Here is a 20,093-nt window from a genome sequence, read left to right as displayed (position 1 = left end):
TCTTATCTGTTTCTTTTTAATTAAAAATAATAACAATATTTGACTATAGTGTGACTTTACTCTAAAAATGATATTAAAGGGATTTATAAAAGGACAAACACGACAATAAATTCAAAAATCATCACAGCTCATTATAAAAGTATAAAAATTAATATTACAAAAAGGTAGCGAGAGCTCGCATGCAACAAAAGAACCCAGGAAGAACACTCGTCTTATGGATTATCGCAGCTCATCTATTTATGGGGATGGTGGCATATGAGTGGTTGCCTGTGAGTTTTAGAGGAAGCTGGATTTTTATCCTCATTCTTTTAATTTCTGGTGCTTTTTTAGAAGTTGGTGCATCTTTAATTGTTGGTTTAATCGCTTTTGTTGGTGTTGCAGTATATTTTCTACTCGATCTAGGGTCACAAACACATATTGAACGTCAGCTTCTTTTACTTTTTATTATTCCCCTGATTCCTCTTTTTCTTAGTGCTGTACGCCACAATATTGAAATTAATGTCCAAAAGTATCGTGATATTCAAAGTTACGACCGTAATTATCGCCGTGATATTTTCCCGCTTAGCGCACTCAAATATTTTCAACGTAGTTTCTTTAAACTTCTTGATCATCACCACTTACAAGACTATGAAGTCTTTGAAATTAGGGTTCTCAACCGAAGCTTAATTAAAGAAATGTTAGGCGATGATGTATGGAAAACTACTCAAAATGACATGATCAAAATTTTGAGCCAACATCACCCACAAGAAATTATTTTCCAATTTGCCGATGATGATCTAGAAACGATATACAGCATTGTTATTCGTAAGCAAAAAGCGGAAGAAGAACCTGACTTTATTAAAAAGCTAAAAGAAATTATGACCTTGCGGCTTGAGGTAGAATATAAAATTATTCAGATTCCACCTGAAGAGGAGATTACTTAATGTCTAATCTTCTTAATATTTGTGGAATTATTATTGCCTCTAGTCAATATCCGGATGGCACTTTACAGCAGTTCTATCGTCAATATTATCACTGTGAAATTAAATCTGAACAAACAAAAACCGAAGTTCAGAGTATGAATGACCTTTCCATGTTTTTCCCAGCACAGGATACATGGTGGCCTATTTTTACAATTGACCAAATCAGTTCAGATAGTTTTCAAAGGCTTATTCATAATGGGATAAAGCCCGGCATCATATTACCAGATGAAGTCTTTAGCTTTTCTCATTATTTCTTATTAAAAGAAGCAGTCAGCCAAGGTGCTATTCCCATTGCACTTTTTAAATCAGAACAACCCCAATATTTTGCGGCCAAAGCTACATTTTCGACTGCAATTGGTTTACGGCCTATGGCTGCTTTTGTTTCAAAAGGTTGGGATGAAAACTTAATTTCCCAAACCGCTGGCAGCTATATTGTTCAGTTTAATCCACTGGAACTGCCTCTGCCCTCTAGAGAGATTAAACAGAAGCAGCACTTATTTTATTCAGCTAAAAGTTTTAATGGTCATGTTTCGGGTTATGAAATTATTATTAACCCTCCTGCGGATCTACCGACCACAAATATTCGATATCCTCAACTCGGCATTTCATGGAAATTTAATAATATTAATTACATAAGCACCCCTGAGCATGTAAAAACTAGTTTTCTTGGCTATATTTTTATTGGTTTAAGCACAGTCGTTGTTCCACTCGATCTTATTTTAACCAGTACCTATCCTGACCTTCTTGGTACTTTCGGCAGCTATGTTTCATGGGTCTCCTTGGTCATCGGGGTGATTTTATTGTTATTGCTGATCTCATCTATTATTAGGAGGGTTAAATCAAATGGCTCCCATTGATATTCTCTTCCTATTTGGATTTTTAGGAATCTGGATTCCTCAAGCATTTTGGGCATGGTTAAGTTATCAGGCTTGGAAATACTCAAAAACAGCAGAAAAAGAGTTACAGAATTTGCCTGTGCCAGATAGATGGCCCGTTTTGAGTGTTTTGATTCCTGCCTATAATGAAGGCGTCGTGATTGAAGATACTTTACATGCAATCGCGCAACAGGATTATCCAGCCGAAGCATATGAAGTTTTGCTCATTAATGACGGTTCAAAAGATAACACCCTAGAAATTGCCGAAAATCTAGCACAGATTTATCCTTGCATAAAAATTGTCAACGTTCCTAAAGGAATGGGAGGCAAAGGTAAATCTAGAACACTGAATAATGGCCTACCCCATGCCAAAGGTGAGCTCATTGTTGTTTATGATGCAGACAGTACACCTGAACCCGATTGCGTACGTTTATTAGCTCAAACGCTACTTGCAGATAAAAAATTAGTGGCTGTAAATGGCAAAGTAAGAACCCGTAATTGGCAAGATAGTATTTTGACTCGCTTTATTGCCATTGAATTCATCTTTTTCCAATGGATTTTTCAGGGCGGTCGTTGGCAACGTTTCCAACTATCCACACTCATGGGTACTAACTATGTTATTTGGCGTGATGCATTAGAAACCTTGGGTGGTTTTGATGAGAAATCATTGGTCGATGACACTGAAATGAGCTTCCGAATTTTTATTGGCCAAAAACGAATAAAATGGGTGCCCTACGCAATTGGTTGGCAACAAGACCCCCCCTCTTTGAGTGTATTTATTAAACAGCGCTCACGTTGGACTCAAGGTAATTTTTATGTGACTCGTAAATATTTACCCGTAGCGTTAAGAACACCTTTTCCAATTGGAATTGAAATTCTAAATAACATTATGTGCTACATACTTTTCGTACCCGCTTTAATCTGGAGTCATATTACCCTGACGCTCGGGTTACTGGGTATCGCAGGTATTTCAGTTCCGGGTCCATTCACATTACTGTGGGGCCTCTCGTTTTGCTTATACGTTGCACAAATGTGGTTTACCCTTTCACTAGAAAAGGTCAAACCAGAACTCTATTTTTACTCTGTTTTATCTTATGTAAGTTACTCACAAATATTTCTATTTATTGTTTTTAAAGCCGCATATGACATGCTTAAAAATAAAATACAGGGCAACTCCCTTCAATGGTACAAAACGGAACGTAGCAAGGAGAAAAAATAAATGAAAAAGACTTTTGATCTCTACAAAATAGCTCAAGTGCTCCTTGCCAGCACCAGTTTTATGTTCATGGCTTCTAGTTATGCAAATACATGGCAGCTGGATGATATAAGTACCTCAACCAAATATACGGTTGAGCCACATTTTTTCTATATTGGGAAAGGTGCTCAATGGCAAAACATTCAATTTTCAAGTGATTATTCCACTGAAAGTGATACAACTTTACTCGTAAAATATGATGATAAACTCATCTACAACGCAACACTGAGTGGGGACGGTCAATTCAAATTTGATATTCCACCAAGTCAAAGTGGCTTCCATCGCTTAGATTTTATTATTCAGCAATATTCTAAACCTACCTCTTTGAATCAAACCAAAGAAACATTCTGTACAGAAGATATTGATCATTTAACTTATTTAAGTAATTCTCAAATCGACTTTACATCAATCAGAAATGACTATCGACTTAGATACTTACCTGATGCTTTATTTAACCCACAGGCGAGACGACCCACACCGTTTGTTGGTATCTTAAAATATAATCGCAAAGAAATTACAGAAGCTTCCATGCTCGCGAGGTTGGCAAGCTCGTGGAGTTCAATCACGCCAATTGAATGGGTCGATTCAGGACAAACTAATTTAAATGATGAAACAAATTTTATTATTGAAGTGATTCGCTCAGCAACGCCGCTCAAAGGTGGAGCATTCGTACAAATTGCAAAACCAGCAGATGGCGTAGCTACTCTTTCAATTACTTACCACACACCACAGGAACTCACTGCTGCCATAAATGGATTAATTAACCCCTCTTATGTACAGCAACTTGATACAGCAAGTGCAATTTTTCCCACCACGATCTCTAATCCTACTTGGGCACAATTTAAAAAAATTAATACACTTGCAGACCTAGGCATTGAAGACTTCAGATTAAATCACGCTGAAAAGAACTTATTCCTTGATTTCCCAGCAGTATGGCAACCAACCGATATCTTGCAAGGACAAATTGCACTTCGTATTCAAAGTGGTTTATTGCAAGGTTCAAATATTACGGCTTGGCTTGATGGCGGACTTGCAGGGAGCATGAAAACAGCCGACCTTGCTTCTGACCCCGTTAATCGACAATTCAACATTTTTGCCAAAGCTATTTCTAATACGACCAATTTTAGTTTGAAGCTAGAGAACTCAGTCATTGCTAATTCACAGTGTTTACCCACTGCACATGGTTCGCTCTGGATTGATACAGCCAAATCTACCCTAAAGCTACCCCACAAACTCAAAAATGGTGTAGCCGCAATTTCAATGACTTTAGCAACGACTCCGACTATTGCAATTGATGATCAATCTGGTGCATTAAATATCGCGATTGTATTAGGCCAAACTGCGAAAAAAATGCTTTTAACACAAGGACCAATGCCACTTAACCTAGTCCGTTATTCGCCAAGTGCTCCACAAGCAATAAATGTTCGTGTGAATAAAGATATTTATCAACAACAGGTATTAATGCATCAAGATATTATTTATGCGCCTGCTGCTGTTAATGGTTTTATTGTGAGTTATAACAATAATCGCTTTGACGTGATTACCGACTCACAAGGCGGTGCACAGGCTTTCATGCACCTTTGGGAAAAGATACAGCATAAAATTCCAAACAATGTGACAAAAATGTTGGTTTCAGAAAATGGAAATATTTATGTTTTACAAAAACTTATTGTTGGAAATCAAAAAGCACCTTTAGTCCAACAATCTTCTTTCTTCTTATTAGTTGTGATTATCTCTGCAATCATGATAATAATTATCTTCTTGTGGTACTGGTTAAGACGAAATAATGAAAAAACAGATACCAATTAAAATAGCTGCTTTTATTATTTTAATTATTTGTAGTGTTATAGCTTATGCGGGGTTGTTCAAACATCAAAGACAAGCCCCGCATATTGAAGGAATTTTCTGGCAGCCCGACAATAACACTACTCCCCCAGAGGGAAACTGGCACTATTTAGGTGTTGATACATTTGTTCCCCAATGGTCTGTTGTCGAGTCTAAATCATGGTGGAAAGAATCAAATTTTCCTCAATGGGAAAAAGCAATTAATTTAGAAAAAATTAAACAAGAGCCTTGGGCTAAAAATCTAATATTAGGCTTGGCTGGCGAATATAATGAACCTAAAGCTCGGGCAAATGTCACTGAATTAGGGGAAAAATCTGCTGAAATTATAAAAGAGCAAAAAACTGCACCTAAAGGTTATTATTTTCCAGTGGAAGCAGATCCGACTTGGTTAAGAGTAAGTGCTTTAGGTCAGGTTTTAACTAAACTTCCAGTACCAGTTTGGGTGAGTATTTATAGTGGTGAACGCGAACCCGAACATTATGATTTATGGGTTAAAAGCTGGTTACCAGAACATAACGGCGTTTTCTTCCAAGACGGAGTTGGCGTAGGTGTACGGTCTCCTCAGCAAGCTAAACATATTTTAGATCAACTTGAACAAAAGCTTGGAAAAGATAAAGTAATTATAGTACTAGAAGCCTTTAGAGTTAAAAAGAATGGGCAATTTAGAGCTGCATATCCTTGGGAAATTATTTCTCAACTAAAAGCATATGAAGGAAAAACCGTCTATATTTTTGATGGTCCCCATTACATGAGCCGCTGGTGCGTCAATATTGTGAGTTTGTGGTATCGCTTCACTTATGGTGGTAATAACACCCCCATAAGTAAGAATAAGTCTTTAACACATCACGATGCTAATTCATAAGATTTAGCAATTTGGTCAAGAATACGCTGAGCTGCTTGCCCGTCACCAAATGGATTTTCTACATGTGCCATTTTTTCATAATGCTGTTGGTCGGTGAGTAGCTTTTCAGCTTCTTCAATAATTTTTTGTTGGTTTGTCCCTACCAAAACGCCGGCCCCTACTTCAACAACTTCAGGTCGTTCTGTAGTGTCACGTAAGATTAAAACTGGCTTATTAAATGATGGACTCTCTTCTTGTAAACCACCCGAATCTGTCAAAATAAAAGTAGATCGGTCTATAACTGCCAATAAACTAGGATAGTCTAATGGTTTAACTAGATGAATTTGCAGATGGTCTTTAAACTTATCATGAACCACATCATATACTGCTGGGTTTAAATGGACTGGCCAAATAAAATGTAAGTCAGGATGTCCCTTCGCTAAATGCTCAACTGCATTACAAATATTTTGAATTCCATCACCGAAGTTTTCACGGCGATGAGCCGTAATAAGCACAACTTTGTCATCTTGCTTTAATTGAATTCCATAAGGTTCAAGCTGGTTCTTCAAACCTGATTTTTCAGAAATTAATTTACGTCCCAAATACACCGCATCAACAACGGTGTTACCTGTAACAGTAATGAGTTCTGATTGAATTTGTTCATTGAGTAAATTTCTTTTTGATTGTTCAGTCGGAGCAAAATGCCATTTAGTAATACGTGAAACCAACTGACGATTCCCTTCTTCTGGAAAAGGATGATCTAAATCATAAGAACGTAAACCCGCTTCGACATGTGCAACAGGAACTTTCATAGAGAACGCGACTAAGCCAGCTGCTAAAACAGTTGTTGTGTCTCCCTGAATAACAATTGCATCTCTTTTTTGCCCATCAGTGTATACATTCTCGATTTGGCTCAAACCGTGTATTAGTAGCTGATTTAAACTTTGTCCAGCATTCATAATTTTAAGACGGTGGTCAATTTCAACCCCAAAGAAATCTATTGCATCTCTTACCAATTCATCGTGTTGTCCAGTAAAAATTACCTCAACTTGAAAACGAGGATCTTGCTTTGCCAATAAAATAACAGGGGCAAGTTTGATTAATTCAGGACGAGTTCCAAATACAATAGATATAAAAATTTTCTTCATTTTAGAAATCCTTATAAAAGACGAGTTCCACTCGGGTATTGTTGTAATGATCTTTTGTATTTACTGGCACATCTTTAAAGTAATTGCCATATAGTCGTTCAACACGTAGTTTTATAGGTTGATAATTAAAAGGTTGCCATGAAATGCCAGGACCATATTCAAATAAATTATTGTAATATTCCTCTTTACTGTCAGCTAAACCGTGCAATTTCACATAAGCCTGTACAGTTCCATTCTCGCCTTTATAGACATTCAAACCCGTACGTAAGCGTAAATCACCAATAACGTTATAATCTTCTCTAGAATAAGTCGCTGCATTACCATATAAATCAGTGAAGTAATCATTAAAGCAAAGTGAATGATTACAATTATTTTGCGAATACCACTCTTGATACCCTGTCACCCCACCGACAACACTTTCACGAAATTTATCTCTGTTTCGATCAATCAGATCGTAGCTTCCCCCCACTTCTAAATACATGCGCACAGGTATAGATGTCCAAGGTTGATAATTAGCGCCCACACCTAGTGTTACTGCATTCTCGTCAATAATCTCAGGTCGTACCCCGCCCTGAGATTGAGTATCGCGGTTTAGATTTAAAAAGCCATACACCTGCGCTCGACCATTATCAAGGTTCTTACCATAACGGGCTTTGAGTGGAAAAATTACATCGTCGTAACGTGACTCATATGAAGGCGCAAAATACACATCGCGGAAATAAGTTTTGACTTCCCCTCCACTTAAATTCTTTACGGCCTGTGTCGCCTTATTGGCAATATCAGCATCTTTAGATTGCGTAAGCTCCTTAAAAACTACCAAAGCTTCTTTATTATTTTTTTGAGAGTTAAGCACATAGGCTTCTTGGAGTTTTAAATTATCGTCTGCGGGGTCTAATGCCTCTGCTTTTCTTAAACTTTGCAAAGCGGCTTCTTGCTTGCCTATTCTAATCTGCAAATAAGTTAAACTTTTCCATACTTTAATATCTTGAGGTGTCATTTCGCTAAGTTCTAATAATAACTTCTCGGCATTTTCAGGTTGAGTCTTCTCAATTTTGTAAAATTGGTCCCATTTATCATAAATCGGATTACCTGGTTTATATTCTTGATTAACAATCTCTTGGGCAAATGTAGTCTCCATGCTTAAGAGGCCTAAAGCTGGACAGATCGAACCAATAACGATGAGGGAACGGGTTAGAGATTTTATTGTTTTGTTATTCATTGAGACCTCTAGAGTAAGGTGGTTAGAATGTTTGCGCAGAAGTAAGATTAAAAATTTAATCAATAAATATTATAATTAAACTCATAATTACACTATTTGGGTAAGTAGGCTAGGTTCCATAAGTTGTTCATTTTATCTCCTTTTATATTATGTTTTGAAAAGTAGTTATCTGATTGTTTTTCCTATAATGACACATTTTTTAATCGTATTATTGTAAATAATCTTATAGGATAAGATAAAAATTTATAACTAAAAAAGGTAAAGTCATGTCCTTTTCCCAACACCCAGAACATCATTTTATTCACCGCTCAGGTTGGTTAAGGGCAGCCGTTTTAGGTGCTAATGACGGAATTATTTCTGTTACTAGTCTAATCATGGGAATGGCTGCAAGTGGAGCCACTGCTCATACGCTTCTTATTACCTGTATTGCTGGTTTAATTTCTGGTGCAACTTCTATGGCTGCCGGAGAGTATATTTCTGTAAAATCACAAGAAGATATTGAAAAAGCAGACTTAAAATTTGAGGCACAAGAACTCAAAAAGCATCCGCAACGTGAATTGGATGAGCTCACCCAAATTTATATAGCTAGAGGTTTAGCACCGGATTTAGCTCGACAAGTTGCGATTGAACTTACAAATCATGATGCCTTGGGTGCTCACGCTCGTGATGAAATTGGTATTCATGAAAATACTGCTGCAAATCCTGTTCAAGCGGCATTAGCTTCAGCTGGCTCATTTTCATTTGGGGCATTGTTTCCTATGCTCGCTATTTTACTCAGTCCTGATATATGGATCGAAAAAACAGTTTTAATATTTGGCATTATTTCATTAGCTTTTTTAGGGGCACTATCAAGTCATTTCGCAGGTACTTCTAAGCTGAAAGGAAGTTTACGCATTACCTTGTGGGGAATTTTAGCGATGGCTTTTTCAAGCTGGATCGGATCTTTATTTCATGTTACTCCACTTTAAAAAACCAGAACTTTTAACTATTTAAGAAATAAATATTTAAAAACTAAATGCCCAATATTATTTGCTCTTGGTTCTAATTTCACGTTATGGTGAAGAGAAAGAAATGAGGTGAATAAAATGACCCTGTTACAACAACTTGAAATTAAACATCCAATTTTTCTTGCTCCTATGGCGGGTGTGTCTACACCTGAACTTGCCGCAGAAGTTTCTAATCAGGGTGGTCTTGGGTCATTAGGGCTAGGAGCAAATACGGCACAAAGTGCGCGCGAACAGATTTTAAAAACCCAAACACTTACAGAGAAATCTTTTCAGGTTAATTTTTTCTGCCATCAGCCCGAACAACTTAATCCTCAAACCTCAGCACAATGGATTGAATATTTACGGCCACAGTTTGAAAAGTTCGGAGAACAGCCTCCTCAAAACTTAAACTGTATTTATCCAAGTTTTCTTGATAACGATGATTTTCTAAATATCGTATTAGAAACCAAACCTAAAGCTGTCAGTTTTCATTTTGGCATTCCCCATCCGCATCAAATTCAGGCATTAAAAGATGCCGGAATTATAACGATGGTTTCTGCTACCAATTTAGTTGAAGCGCAAGCCATTGAGGCAACTGGCATTGATATTATTATTGCTCAAGGTATTGAAGCAGGTGGACATCGAGGAATCTTTAATAAAACCTTTGATGCTGCAATTAAAACGAGTGATTTAGTACATCTTATTGTCAAACATTGCAAACGACCTGTGGTAGCTGCTGGTGGCATTATGAACGGCGCACAAGCACGATATATGTTGAGCTTAGGAGCTACGGCTGTTCAACTCGGAACTGCTTTCGTTCAATGTCCATCTTCAAATGCATCTGTCGAATACCGTAAAGCTTTATTTAATGAGCCTGTGACGCAAATTAGTGCCAGTCTTTCTGGACGTCCAGCCCGTGGCCTGCTCAACCATTGGCACACACAAATTGATTTACCGAATCGACCGCCTCAACCAGAATATCCATACACCTATGATTTGGCCAAGCAATTAAATGCGATTGCAAGCAAGAATAAAGACTATGGCTTCGGTGCTTTTTGGGCAGGTAGTAATGTCTCACAAATACGTGAATTAGCTGCTGCAGATTTAGTTAATCAGTTAGTGGTAGAAATGCTAGAAGATGAGTAAATCTTAAAAAAAGCCAGTAAACATTTACTGGCTTTTTCTTTAATGAGTCTGCAATAAATTAATCTGCTCAACTTGTACATCACTCATCAAATTTCCTTCAGCCAATAGCTGATTAAAATAGTTTTCGACCACTAATGCTTGCTCAGCTGTACTTTCAACTTTATACATATTTTGGCGGAATTCGTTACTTGAGCGTAATCCTTTTGTGTACCAAGCAATGTGTTTACGGGCAATACGACATCCAGAATATTCACCATAGAATTGATAAAGTTCTGACAAATGGCCTAATAGCACCTGCTTCACTTCCTCAATATTAGGTGCGGCTAAGTGCTCTCCAGTCTTTAAATAATGAGCAATTTCACGGAAAATCCATGGTCGACCTTGAGCAGCACGACCAATCATGATTGCATCAGCACCTGTATAGTCGAGCACATATTTTGCCTTTTCAGGACTATCAATATCACCGTTTGCAATAAGTGGAATATTGATTAATTCTTTAACATGTTTAATCAAGTCATAGCGCGCTGTATTTAAATACATGTCTTCACGAGTACGTCCATGTAAAGCTAGTGCAGCAATTCCCGCTTCTTCTGCCCTTTTTGCGACTCTTAAAATATTTTCTTGACCATTTAAAAATCCCAATCGGGTTTTTAATGTAACAGGAACATCAACAGCAGCGACGACCGTATCAAGAATTCGTGCCACTAAATCTTCATCTTGTAATAATGCTGAACCTGCGAGTTTATTACATACTTTTTTCGCTGGACATCCCATATTGATATCAACAATTTGTGCGCCATTTGCCACTTGATGACGTGCAGCCTCAGCTAATTGCTCAGGATCAGAGCCAGCAATTTGTGCAGAGATTGGGGCAAGTTCGCCATCAAAATTTGCACGGTAGAGGCTTTTTTTGCTCATCTGCAAAGTCTTATCGGCAGTCATCATTTCACTGACTGCATGGCCTGCGCCAAAATACTTACAGAGCGTTCTAAATGGACGGTCAGTGACCCCAGCCATAGGAGCAACGATTAAATTATTTGACAGTTGATAGGGACCAATATACATATATATTCATACAATTGATGATCAACATAGTATACTTCATCCGCTTAATCGGCTCATCTTTTTATGCAGGTGCTTTCCTCGCCATGAACAAACCGTTATCTTCCCGTTTTTTATTAAAATCATTCGGTATGGTCGCCGTGTGCATGAGTTTAGCTGCTTGTGGTGATAAAGGTTGGTGGTCAAAAAATGATGAGCCTGAACTAGAAAGCCAGCACATTAAAAAGTTAATTCCATCACGTGTGCATGATCGTGAGTCATGGGCAAAAGATATTGATGATATTATGCAGGAATTAAAAATTCCTAAAACTAAAAAAAATGTATGTAGTATTGTCGCTATTGTCGATCAAGAATCTAACTTTGTTGCCAACCCTCAAGTGCCTGGATTGGGTCAAAAAGCAGTTGAAGAAGTTAGCACACGTTTAAATGAAAAGTTTGAAGATAAGCTTGGCAAAACCATTGGTGGAACAATGGCTGGTTATTTTGAAGAAGTGCTAAAAACTCAGCCTTCTCCTGATAACAACTATATGAGCCAAATGCGTAAGGTTAAAACTGAAAAAGACCTCGATTTACTATATCGAGAAATTTTCGATTTTATGGCTAAGCATTATCATGTGAGTGCATTAACAGGTGCAGCCAAATTAGTTGGACAAGATATTGGCGAGAAAATGAACCCTATTACGACCTTGGGTTCTATGCAAGTTCATATTAACTATGCGAAAGCCAATAAACGTTCAAGCATGAATACTGCTGCACTTCGTGATGATTTATATACTGAATATGGCGGTTTATATTATGGTATTCATCGTTTAATGGTTTATCCAGCAGACTATGATAAAGCCATTTATCGATTTGCAGACTATAACTCAGGTATGTATTCTAGCCGTAATGCTGCTTTTCAAAATATGTTGGATGCTCTTACTGATGCTAAGCTTACTTTAGATGGTGATCTACTTCTTTACACAAAAGATGGTGATCCGCGCCCGACTCAAAGCCAGTCAGAAAAAGAACTGATTACGGTATTTGCAAAGAATAATGTATTGGTTACCCCAAGGCAAATTCGCGATGATCTTAAATTAGAAAAAGAGAAAAAGTTTGAAAGTACTCAAACCTATATTGCTCTAACAAAACTTTATAAAGCAAAGACAGGTAAAGAACCTATCTATGCAATGATGCCACAAGTGGTTATTTCTGGACCAAAATTAAGTCGTGACTATAATACCAACTGGTATGCAACCCGCGTAAACGGACGATATGAATCATGTATGCAACGAGCGAAACGAATAAGACTATAAAAAGTCTCGCCCTGTTCGATTTTGATGGAACCTTGTGTAGCAAAGACAGTTTTACAGGGTTTATCTTTTATGCTTTGTCTAAGCGCCATATTGTTAAACAAAGCTTAAAAATCCTGCCATGGATTCAAGCTTACTATCTTAACTTTTATCCAGCTAATGCCATGCGTGCCAAGTTATTCCGTAGCATGTTCAAAGATACTCCCTCAATTGAACTGCAAAGATTAGGTGAAGAATACGCACAACAGTTGGTCTCTGCGCTCTCACCTGAAATTTTCGCACAGTTACAGCATCACCAGTTACGTGGTGATCGGGTGGTACTGGTTTCGGCTTCAATTGATGTCTACCTTGCCCCACTTTGCAAGTTACTAGATATCGAATTAATTTGTACCGAAACTCAAATTAAAAACGGCATAATGACGGGTTACTACTCCACGCCAGATTGTAGTAGTGAACAAAAGAAATTAAGAATACATCAGCAATATACGCTACAGCATTATCATCAAATTTATGCGTATGGTAATAGCTCAGAAGACCTAGATATGTTGAGTCTCGCGACACATCCATATATGGTGGGTGAAGATCGTGTTCTACCTCGTTTAACGCCAGAAAAAAAGCTCGCATAAAGCGAGCTTTTTTAATTTTACAATAATCTAGTAAATCGCCATATGATCACGATGAATCATTTCAAGTGAACGGGCTTCACCAAGTACTTGATAAACCTTATCAGAAGCCAAGCCTTTAATAATTTCAGCAGATCGTGAGCTAAAATTCACTCGACCCACTGCAATACGTTTACCTTGTTTATCGACACATTCAACTACATCACCACGATCAAAATGTCCTTCAACAGTTTTAACCCCAACTGGGAGTAAACTGCGATGTTTCAATTTAATCGCCTCAATGGCGCCATCATCAATTACAAGACGACCTGCTGTCTGTAAATGAGCAGCGAGCCACTGTTGATGAGCAGTCATACGGTCTTTATCTGTAGTAAACAGCGTACCTAGCATTTCACCAGCCATAGCACGTGACAAGACATTATCACTTTCGCCACTCGCAATGAGCGTTGGACAACCCGACTTAGCAGCTAAACGTGCGGCACGAACCTTAGTCACCATACCACCTCTGCCGAGTACACCGCCACCGCCAGCCATTTCGAATAAAACATCGTCCATGGCACGAACAGTAGAGAGTAATTTAGCATCTGGGTTGTGACGTGGATCTGAGTCAAACATGCCCTGCTGATCAGTTAAAATGATCAGCAATTCTGCATGCACCTGACCTGCAACCATCGCAGCTAAAGTATCGTTATCACCAAAGCGAATCTCGTCGGTAGATACCGTGTCATTTTCATTAATAACTGGAATCACACGCCAATCAATCAAGTTTTGCAAAGCATCACATGAGTTTAAATAACGACGGCGGTCTGCTAGATCATCATGTGTCAATAAAACCTGAGCGGTACGAATGCCATGCTCTTCAAGCACACTAGACCAAGTATGAATTAAACCCATCTGCCCAATCGCAGCACAGGCTTGCAGACTGGGTAGATCGGTGGGTCGACTCGCAAGCTTCATACGAACCATACCTTCAGCCACAGCTCCAGACGACACTAAAATAATTTCGTGTCCGGCATTGTGTAGATCTGCAATCTGTTTCGCCCAATGCGAAATAGCATTCAAATCTAAACCTTGCCCATTGGCTGTGAGTAAAGATGATCCGATTTTAACAACGATTCGTTTACACTCACTGAGCTGACGTTGCCCATCGACCACTTCTATCATGTTTTCCTCGGTTTTCTAGTCACGAACGTAGATGCTTTCTACATCAGTGTCGTCTTCATCATCGTCAAAATCATCATCATCGCCCAACATGCCTTCAAGACGTTGTGCTCGACGCATAGCGCGATATGCTTCTTTTGCCGCAATGGTTTGTTCACGTGTTTCAATTTCTAGTTGTTCACGGAAGGCTCTTACTTCTGCTGCAAATTCAGGATCTTCAACTTCGCGTTCACGTTGTTGTTCAAGCTGATCCATTAAGTAATAAACAACTTCTTTCGTTCCTTCGCTTAATAAGCCTGAGGTCTTAAAGACAGGTCCAGTCCACTCTAGTTCACCTAGAATATGCTGACACCACTCTTCACGACTTTCTTCAGCAATCTGATCAAGTTTGTTCAGTACTAAAACAATCGGTAGTTTAGCTAAAGTAGGAGAAAACTTAGCTAACTCGTTCATAATTGCTTTTGCATTATGCGCCGGATCTGAACCATCAATTGGTTGCACATCAATAATGTGTAAAAGGATACGCGAACGTGCCAAATGTTTAAGGAAACGAATTCCTAAACCAGCGCCTTCTGCCGCACCTTCAATCAACCCTGGAATATCGGCCATTACAAATGAACGATGACGGTCAGCATCTACAACACCAAGGTTTGGAACCATGGTTGTAAATGGATAGTCTGCTACTTTTGGTTTTGCAGCACTTACAGCACGAATAAAGGTTGATTTACCAGCATTTGGCATGCCCAGTAGACCAACATCTGCCAACACTTTTAATTCAAGGCGAATTTCACGGAATTCACCTTTGATGCCTGTCGTACATTTACGCGGAGCACGGTTAGTTGATGATTTAAAGTGGGTATTCCCCAAACCACCATCACCACCACCTGCAACCAGAATTCTTTGGCCGTCTTCAACCAAATCGCCAATAATATCGCCTGAATCTGTATCAACAATTGTTGTACCAACGGGTACTTTTAAAACCACATCTTCACCACCACGTCCGGTACAGTTAGCGCCTGCACCATTCTTCCCGCGCTCAGCACGGAACTTACGTGTGTAACGGTAATCGACTAGCGTACTTGTATCATCATCAGCTTGAATGTAGATACTTCCACCACGTCCGCCATCACCACCATCTGGGCCACCAAATGGTACAAATTTTTCACGGCGAAAACTGGCTACGCCATTGCCACCGTCGCCAGCCTCTACGGTAATGACTGCTTCATCAACAAAGCGCATCTGCCAATCCTCTAAAAACTTTAAAACCGCCTATTCTGCCATATTTTCATAAAATTCTCGAATAGAAAATGGGACAATTCCTATTTATAACGATCTGTTTTCATCTTTAAGTCATCAAAAGCATTTTAGATTCACAAATACGAGCTTTAATCAAAATAAAATGCAGGATGACTATTTAATTTTTAAGGATGAACATTACGTAAAGGCAAGGTCATTTGCATATCAAGATTTGCTTTTGTTTTTGGAACTGAATTATACATAATGGCGTTAAATGAAGAGACATTCCCCATTTCCATAGGGTCATTCACTTGCAGACTTGGTTTAAACTGATGTTTAACCGATAATTTTACTGGCTCATCAAATTCAAAATAAACAGGACCATCAAAAACAATTTTAACTGGAATGGTATAACTACGTTTTAAATTAAAAGGAACATCCAACTTGATGGGAATATCCAGTTTAAGCGGGAATTTTGGCAAAAATTTATTTTGATAGATCAAATCTGTCGTTGTTTCGAGCGGCATAACCTGATCAATCTTTAGTGTTGTTGAGTAGTCAACACTTACTGTAATTGGTGTCTCTACAGCAAAATTTAAATCTGCCAGATACTTCCCTTTTAGCGGTAGAGTCAGTTGCCGATCTATATCTAAGGTTGTATCAAGCTTACCAATAGACTGAACTTGCAAAGTATTGCCAACTTGAATCTTTGTTTCCAAAGAATCAGGTAAAGTGATATCTGCATTATGAGCTGAAACGACTAAATTAGCTTGAATATTGAGGTATACCCAAAACATAACCGCAGCAAGTATCGTCATTAAAATGAAACTGATAAGCATACTTTTGAGTGAACGAAACATTAGCATCCACCCTATTGATTAGCTGTCGTCTGCGATGTTTCTGAACCGACTACCCGATTTAATCGCATACTGGACAGAGGAATTTTTAACTCACCATTTGCAATCTTCACAGGCAATGTGTTTTTTACATCGACCGAAGCATTTAGCGCTGTTTTAACAGGAACATTCAAATTACCCTCAATTGGAATATTAGTATCCAATCTTGCTTTTAGAGGAATATGTAAATTTTCTTTTAATACTGTCCGCACTGGCGCATCGAATTTCAAATGAACCTTTTGCTCAAGCGGGACATTAATATCAATCGGAACATCAAGTTTTAATGGAATTGATCCCTTTAACGGCAAAGTAATATCACGTCCCAAAACTCTGACTTGAACCTTCGTATCGATTGGTAGATTTTGCTCAACTTTTAATGTTTCTTTTACTGGAATTGTTGTGCTAATGGGTACCATATTATCGAAATAAACGCGCGGCGTTAGCGTTTGCGTTAGTGGAATATTCAGTTTCTCATCAATTGGAATACTGGCATTTACCCGCCCTTTCACATCCACGTTTAAAGCATCTTGTACTTTAACCTTAACTTGTAGAGGTTCTTGCAAGTCAATCGCAACCGCCTGATTTTTCAATGGAATATAAATATTAAAATGCTTAAATACCCATATTGCAATGAGTACACCACATAAATTGGCAATAATGATGAATATAAAAACGACCAACAAACGTTTAAACTGCGACAATTCCTATCCCTTACTATTTTCTTTTTTTCCTTAATTCTTATTCTCATTTATTTACAAAAAATAGTCAGCATATATTTTGTACGGTTGTAAAAAAACCCAGTCTAAACTGGGTCTTTTTGTGAAAATCTTTTATAGATCGTTAAATGATCTTAAGCATTCAATTCTGCTGGAATTTTTTTGTAGCTTACGCCACACATTTGTTCAGCAATACGTAATACCTGACAGCTATAACCAACTTCGTTATCGTACCAAACATAAGCAGTTAAACGGTTACCAGAAGTAATCGTTGCTTGAGCGTCATATACACCAGCAGTACGAGAACCGATAAAGTCACTCGATACAACTTCAGTCGAGTTGGTATAACCAATTTGACCTTGAAGGCTAGAGTTAATCGAAATTTGACGAATATATTCGTTCACTTCTTCACGATCAACTTCTTTATCAAGCGTTAAGTTCAAGATAGCAAGAGATACGTTTGGTGTAGGAACACGTACAGAGTTACCAGTTAACTTACCTTTCAATGCAGGTAATGCTTTAGCAACTGCTTTAGCTGCACCAGTTTCTGTAATTACCATGTTCAAAGTAGCAGCACGACCACGGCGATCTGCTTTATGGTAGTTGTCGATTAAGTTCTGGTCATTTGTAAATGAGTGAACAGTTTCAACATGACCATTAAGAACTTTATATTTGTCATCCAATACTTTAAGAATTGGAGTAATTGCATTTGTTGTACAACTCGCAGCAGAGATGATTTTGTCTTCATCTAAGATGTCTGTGTTGTTTACGCCAAATACAACGTTTTTCATTTCGCCTTTACTTGGTGCAGTCAATACAACACGTGCAACGCCTGGGCATTTCAAGTGTTGGCTTAGACCTTCAGCATCACGCCATTTACCAGTATTGTCGATTACAAGTGCATTTGAAATACCGTATTCAGTATAGTCAACTTCACTTGGGCTAGATGCATAAATCACTTTAATGAAGTTACCATTCGCAATGATTGCTTCGTTTTCTTCATCAACAGCGATTGTACCAGCGAAAGTACCGTGAATAGAGTCACGACGAAGTAAAGAAGCACGTTTTGCTAAATCACCATCAGAAGATTTACGCACAACAATTGCTTTAAGGCTTAAACCACGACCTAAACCTGATTGGCTAATGATTAAACGAGCCAAGATACGACCAATACGACCGAAACCATAAAGAACGACATCTTTAGGTTGTTCAGAAGTTGCGCTACCTTTGATTGATTCAACTGCTTGAGCAACAAAAGCGTTAACATCACCGCCTTTTTCTTTATATTCAACAGCAAGTTTACCGATATCAACTTCTGCAGAACCAATATTCTCAAGCTGAGCTAAAGCTTCTAAAATTGGGAATGTGTTTACAACAGAAAGCTCAACGTCTACAACACGTGTACGGCGGTGAGTTTTCAAAATTTGGATAACAGAACGGTTAATTAAAGAGCGACCGTAAACAGATACGACAATATTTTTTTCACGGTATAATTGTCCGATTAATGCAATCATACGTTCCGCGATTTCTTCACGGTTTTTCCAACGGCCTTGGTGTTCAGCATGCAGGGCGATGATAGTGTCTTTGCTCACAGATACGTCCTCTAATTAATTATATCTAGGCGTGATTTTTTAAACCCCGTAATTGTAATGGAATTATTGGCAAGAATGAATCAAAAGCTGACGTTAGTGATTAGATTTTCCCAAAATTCATCATAAATTCATAAAATACCTATAATTATTTTTTATTATCTTATTGTTTAAAGCAGCTAAATTTTTGCTTTTTCTTACTTTTTAGATTCTGAGCATCTATTCCAACTCATCATTTTTTAATCTTTTTTGATATTTCGCGATGTTGAGCTGCAAATTTTTGGCTTTTTGATGTTGCTGATAAAGGTGAACTGCCCCCTCTAAAACTAACACAAATACTGCACACCAAATCGGAATATAGGTGAACCATTCTTCTTGGCCAATACTCTCCCCTAAAACCAAAGAGGCTAAAGCAAGCAACACAGGCTCCAAATATCCTAAAAGCCCAAACACCACTAAGGGTAAAAAGCGACTTGCTAGAATATAACTTCCTAAACCAATAGCGCTTAAAATTCCAAGCCCAACAATGATTAAAGAAAGACTCGGTTGGTCTATAAATTTGCTATACGGAAGTAAACCTGTATGAGTCAAATAAATCGCAACTGGCAAAATAATGACTAAATCCCACCAAAAGCCACCTAAATTGTCTGTTTTAATTATTTTACGTAATAAAAAGTATGCAGAATAGCCAACCGCAACCAATGCAGTTTCCCACGCGATGCTTCCTAAACGCCAGATTTCATGACCCACGCCAATGACAGCAAGAATAATTGCGACCCATTGAAATTTTGATATTTTCTCGCCATAAAGCACACTGCCAGCCAAGACAAGAACAAGAGGCAATAGAAAATATCCTAAAGATACTTGTAGACCTCGCCCATGCATAGGCCCCCATAAAAACAGCCAAAGTTGGACTGAAGTCAAAACGGAGGTTGTGATTAACAACAATAATAAAGATGGTTTAGCCAAAATACGCTGATAGATATTTTTGATATAAGCTAAATCACCACTCCACCACATAAATAATGTGAGAAATGGTATTGTTGCAATAATCCGCCATCCGAAAGTCTGTTGGCTATCAAGCTGACTTAACAATTGAGTATAAAAATAAAGTACGCCAAAAGTGATAGATGCCATGACAGACAAGCTCACGCCCTTAAACATCATCACCCTCTTAGACTTTAGTAAAAACAGCTCACCACAATACTTGATTTATCCACTATAAAAAAGAAAAAACCATG

The 20,093-nt window shown here is 38.2% G+C and carries 18 protein-coding genes; 9 read left to right on the top strand and 9 right to left on the bottom strand.

Features of this window, described 5'->3' with window-relative positions; all coding sequences use genetic code 11:
* Nucleotides 1-179: 179 nt before the first annotated feature.
* The 5 genes from FY048_RS01010 to FY048_RS00990 are packed head-to-tail and all read left to right on the top strand — an operon-like array spanning nucleotide 180 to nucleotide 5,799.
* Nucleotides 180-923, top strand: a complete 744-nt coding sequence (locus FY048_RS01010) for a hypothetical protein (protein WP_446089806.1) — start codon at nucleotides 180-182, stop codon at nucleotides 921-923.
* Nucleotides 923-1,819 carry a hypothetical protein gene (locus FY048_RS01005; protein ID WP_446089805.1) on the top strand — a complete coding sequence of 299 codons (897 nt, stop codon included), beginning with the start codon at nucleotides 923-925 and terminating at the stop codon, nucleotides 1,817-1,819. Before FY048_RS01010 ends, FY048_RS01005 begins: the two co-directional genes overlap by 1 nt.
* A complete protein-coding gene (locus tag FY048_RS01000) occupies nucleotides 1,806-3,056 on the top strand; it encodes a glycosyltransferase family 2 protein (RefSeq protein WP_446089804.1) in 1,251 nt (416 codons plus the stop codon). The genes FY048_RS01005 and FY048_RS01000 overlap by 14 nt, the downstream gene beginning before the upstream one ends.
* Complete coding sequence (locus tag FY048_RS00995) at nucleotides 3,057-4,901, top strand: hypothetical protein (protein ID WP_446089803.1); 1,845 nt, start codon at nucleotides 3,057-3,059, stop codon at nucleotides 4,899-4,901. It abuts the gene before it with no gap.
* On the top strand, nucleotides 4,879-5,799 hold the full coding sequence (locus FY048_RS00990; protein WP_446089802.1) for a hypothetical protein: 921 nt from the start codon (nucleotides 4,879-4,881) through the stop codon (nucleotides 5,797-5,799). The genes FY048_RS00995 and FY048_RS00990 overlap by 23 nt, the downstream gene beginning before the upstream one ends.
* On the opposite strand, the gene wecB is transcribed toward FY048_RS00990, so the two are convergent.
* On the bottom strand, nucleotides 5,781-6,926 hold the full coding sequence (gene wecB, locus FY048_RS00985; protein ID WP_446089801.1) for a non-hydrolyzing UDP-N-acetylglucosamine 2-epimerase: 1,146 nt from the start codon (nucleotides 6,924-6,926) through the stop codon (nucleotides 5,781-5,783). The genes FY048_RS00990 and wecB overlap by 19 nt on opposite strands.
* A gap of 1 nt (nucleotide 6,927) precedes the next feature.
* On the bottom strand, nucleotides 6,928-8,145 hold the full coding sequence (locus FY048_RS00980; protein WP_446089800.1) for a tetratricopeptide repeat protein: 1,218 nt from the start codon (nucleotides 8,143-8,145) through the stop codon (nucleotides 6,928-6,930).
* Nucleotides 8,146-8,411: 266 nt separating this feature from the next.
* Between FY048_RS00980 and FY048_RS00975 the strand changes: the two genes are divergently transcribed.
* Both FY048_RS00975 and FY048_RS00970 read left to right on the top strand, forming a co-directional pair.
* Nucleotides 8,412-9,113 carry a VIT1/CCC1 transporter family protein gene (locus FY048_RS00975; RefSeq protein ID WP_446089799.1) on the top strand — a complete coding sequence of 234 codons (702 nt, stop codon included), beginning with the start codon at nucleotides 8,412-8,414 and terminating at the stop codon, nucleotides 9,111-9,113.
* A 117-nt stretch (nucleotides 9,114-9,230) separates the two neighbouring features.
* The gene (locus FY048_RS00970; protein WP_446089798.1) at nucleotides 9,231-10,277 is read left to right on the top strand and encodes an NAD(P)H-dependent flavin oxidoreductase; all 1,047 of its coding nucleotides are present in this window, start codon (nucleotides 9,231-9,233) and stop codon (nucleotides 10,275-10,277) included.
* Between the two features lie 39 nt (nucleotides 10,278-10,316).
* On the opposite strand, the gene dusB is transcribed toward FY048_RS00970, so the two are convergent.
* Nucleotides 10,317-11,342 carry a tRNA dihydrouridine synthase DusB gene (gene dusB / locus FY048_RS00965; protein WP_016137399.1) on the bottom strand — a complete coding sequence of 342 codons (1,026 nt, stop codon included), beginning with the start codon at nucleotides 11,340-11,342 and terminating at the stop codon, nucleotides 10,317-10,319.
* Between the two features lie 83 nt (nucleotides 11,343-11,425).
* Between dusB and FY048_RS00960 the strand changes: the two genes are divergently transcribed.
* Nucleotides 11,426-12,634 carry a DUF1615 domain-containing protein gene (locus FY048_RS00960; RefSeq protein WP_035366435.1) on the top strand — a complete coding sequence of 403 codons (1,209 nt, stop codon included), beginning with the start codon at nucleotides 11,426-11,428 and terminating at the stop codon, nucleotides 12,632-12,634.
* The gene (locus tag FY048_RS00955; protein WP_446089797.1) at nucleotides 12,601-13,257 is read left to right on the top strand and encodes an HAD-IB family hydrolase; all 657 of its coding nucleotides are present in this window, start codon (nucleotides 12,601-12,603) and stop codon (nucleotides 13,255-13,257) included. The genes FY048_RS00960 and FY048_RS00955 overlap by 34 nt, the downstream gene beginning before the upstream one ends.
* A gap of 27 nt (nucleotides 13,258-13,284) precedes the next feature.
* Here the strand turns inward: FY048_RS00955 and proB are convergent, their stop codons facing one another.
* From proB to rarD, 6 genes are all read right to left on the bottom strand, one after another.
* Nucleotides 13,285-14,418 (bottom strand): glutamate 5-kinase, encoded by a 1,134-nt coding sequence (gene proB, locus FY048_RS00950; protein WP_016137396.1) that lies wholly within the window; start codon nucleotides 14,416-14,418, stop codon nucleotides 13,285-13,287.
* Between the two features lie 15 nt (nucleotides 14,419-14,433).
* Nucleotides 14,434-15,654 carry an Obg family GTPase CgtA gene (cgtA, locus tag FY048_RS00945; protein ID WP_016137395.1) on the bottom strand — a complete coding sequence of 407 codons (1,221 nt, stop codon included), beginning with the start codon at nucleotides 15,652-15,654 and terminating at the stop codon, nucleotides 14,434-14,436.
* A 182-nt stretch (nucleotides 15,655-15,836) separates the two neighbouring features.
* On the bottom strand, nucleotides 15,837-16,511 hold the full coding sequence (locus tag FY048_RS00940) for a hypothetical protein (RefSeq protein ID WP_336167402.1): 675 nt from the start codon (nucleotides 16,509-16,511) through the stop codon (nucleotides 15,837-15,839).
* An 11-nt stretch (nucleotides 16,512-16,522) separates the two neighbouring features.
* Complete coding sequence (locus FY048_RS00935; protein WP_446089796.1) at nucleotides 16,523-17,248, bottom strand: MFS transporter; 726 nt, start codon at nucleotides 17,246-17,248, stop codon at nucleotides 16,523-16,525.
* 149 nt (nucleotides 17,249-17,397) lie between these two features.
* Nucleotides 17,398-18,855, bottom strand: a complete 1,458-nt coding sequence (locus FY048_RS00930) for a glyceraldehyde-3-phosphate dehydrogenase (protein WP_446089795.1) — start codon at nucleotides 18,853-18,855, stop codon at nucleotides 17,398-17,400.
* Between the two features lie 216 nt (nucleotides 18,856-19,071).
* Nucleotides 19,072-20,019, bottom strand: coding sequence for an EamA family transporter RarD (rarD, locus tag FY048_RS00925; RefSeq protein WP_080645510.1), 948 nt, complete (start codon nucleotides 20,017-20,019; stop codon nucleotides 19,072-19,074).
* Nucleotides 20,020-20,093: the final 74 nt, after the last annotated feature.

The organism is Acinetobacter sp. 1124_18A (assembly GCF_052824995.1).
The sequence above is the reverse complement of the archived record's forward strand: the minus strand, read 5'-3'. Positions and strand labels throughout refer to the sequence as shown.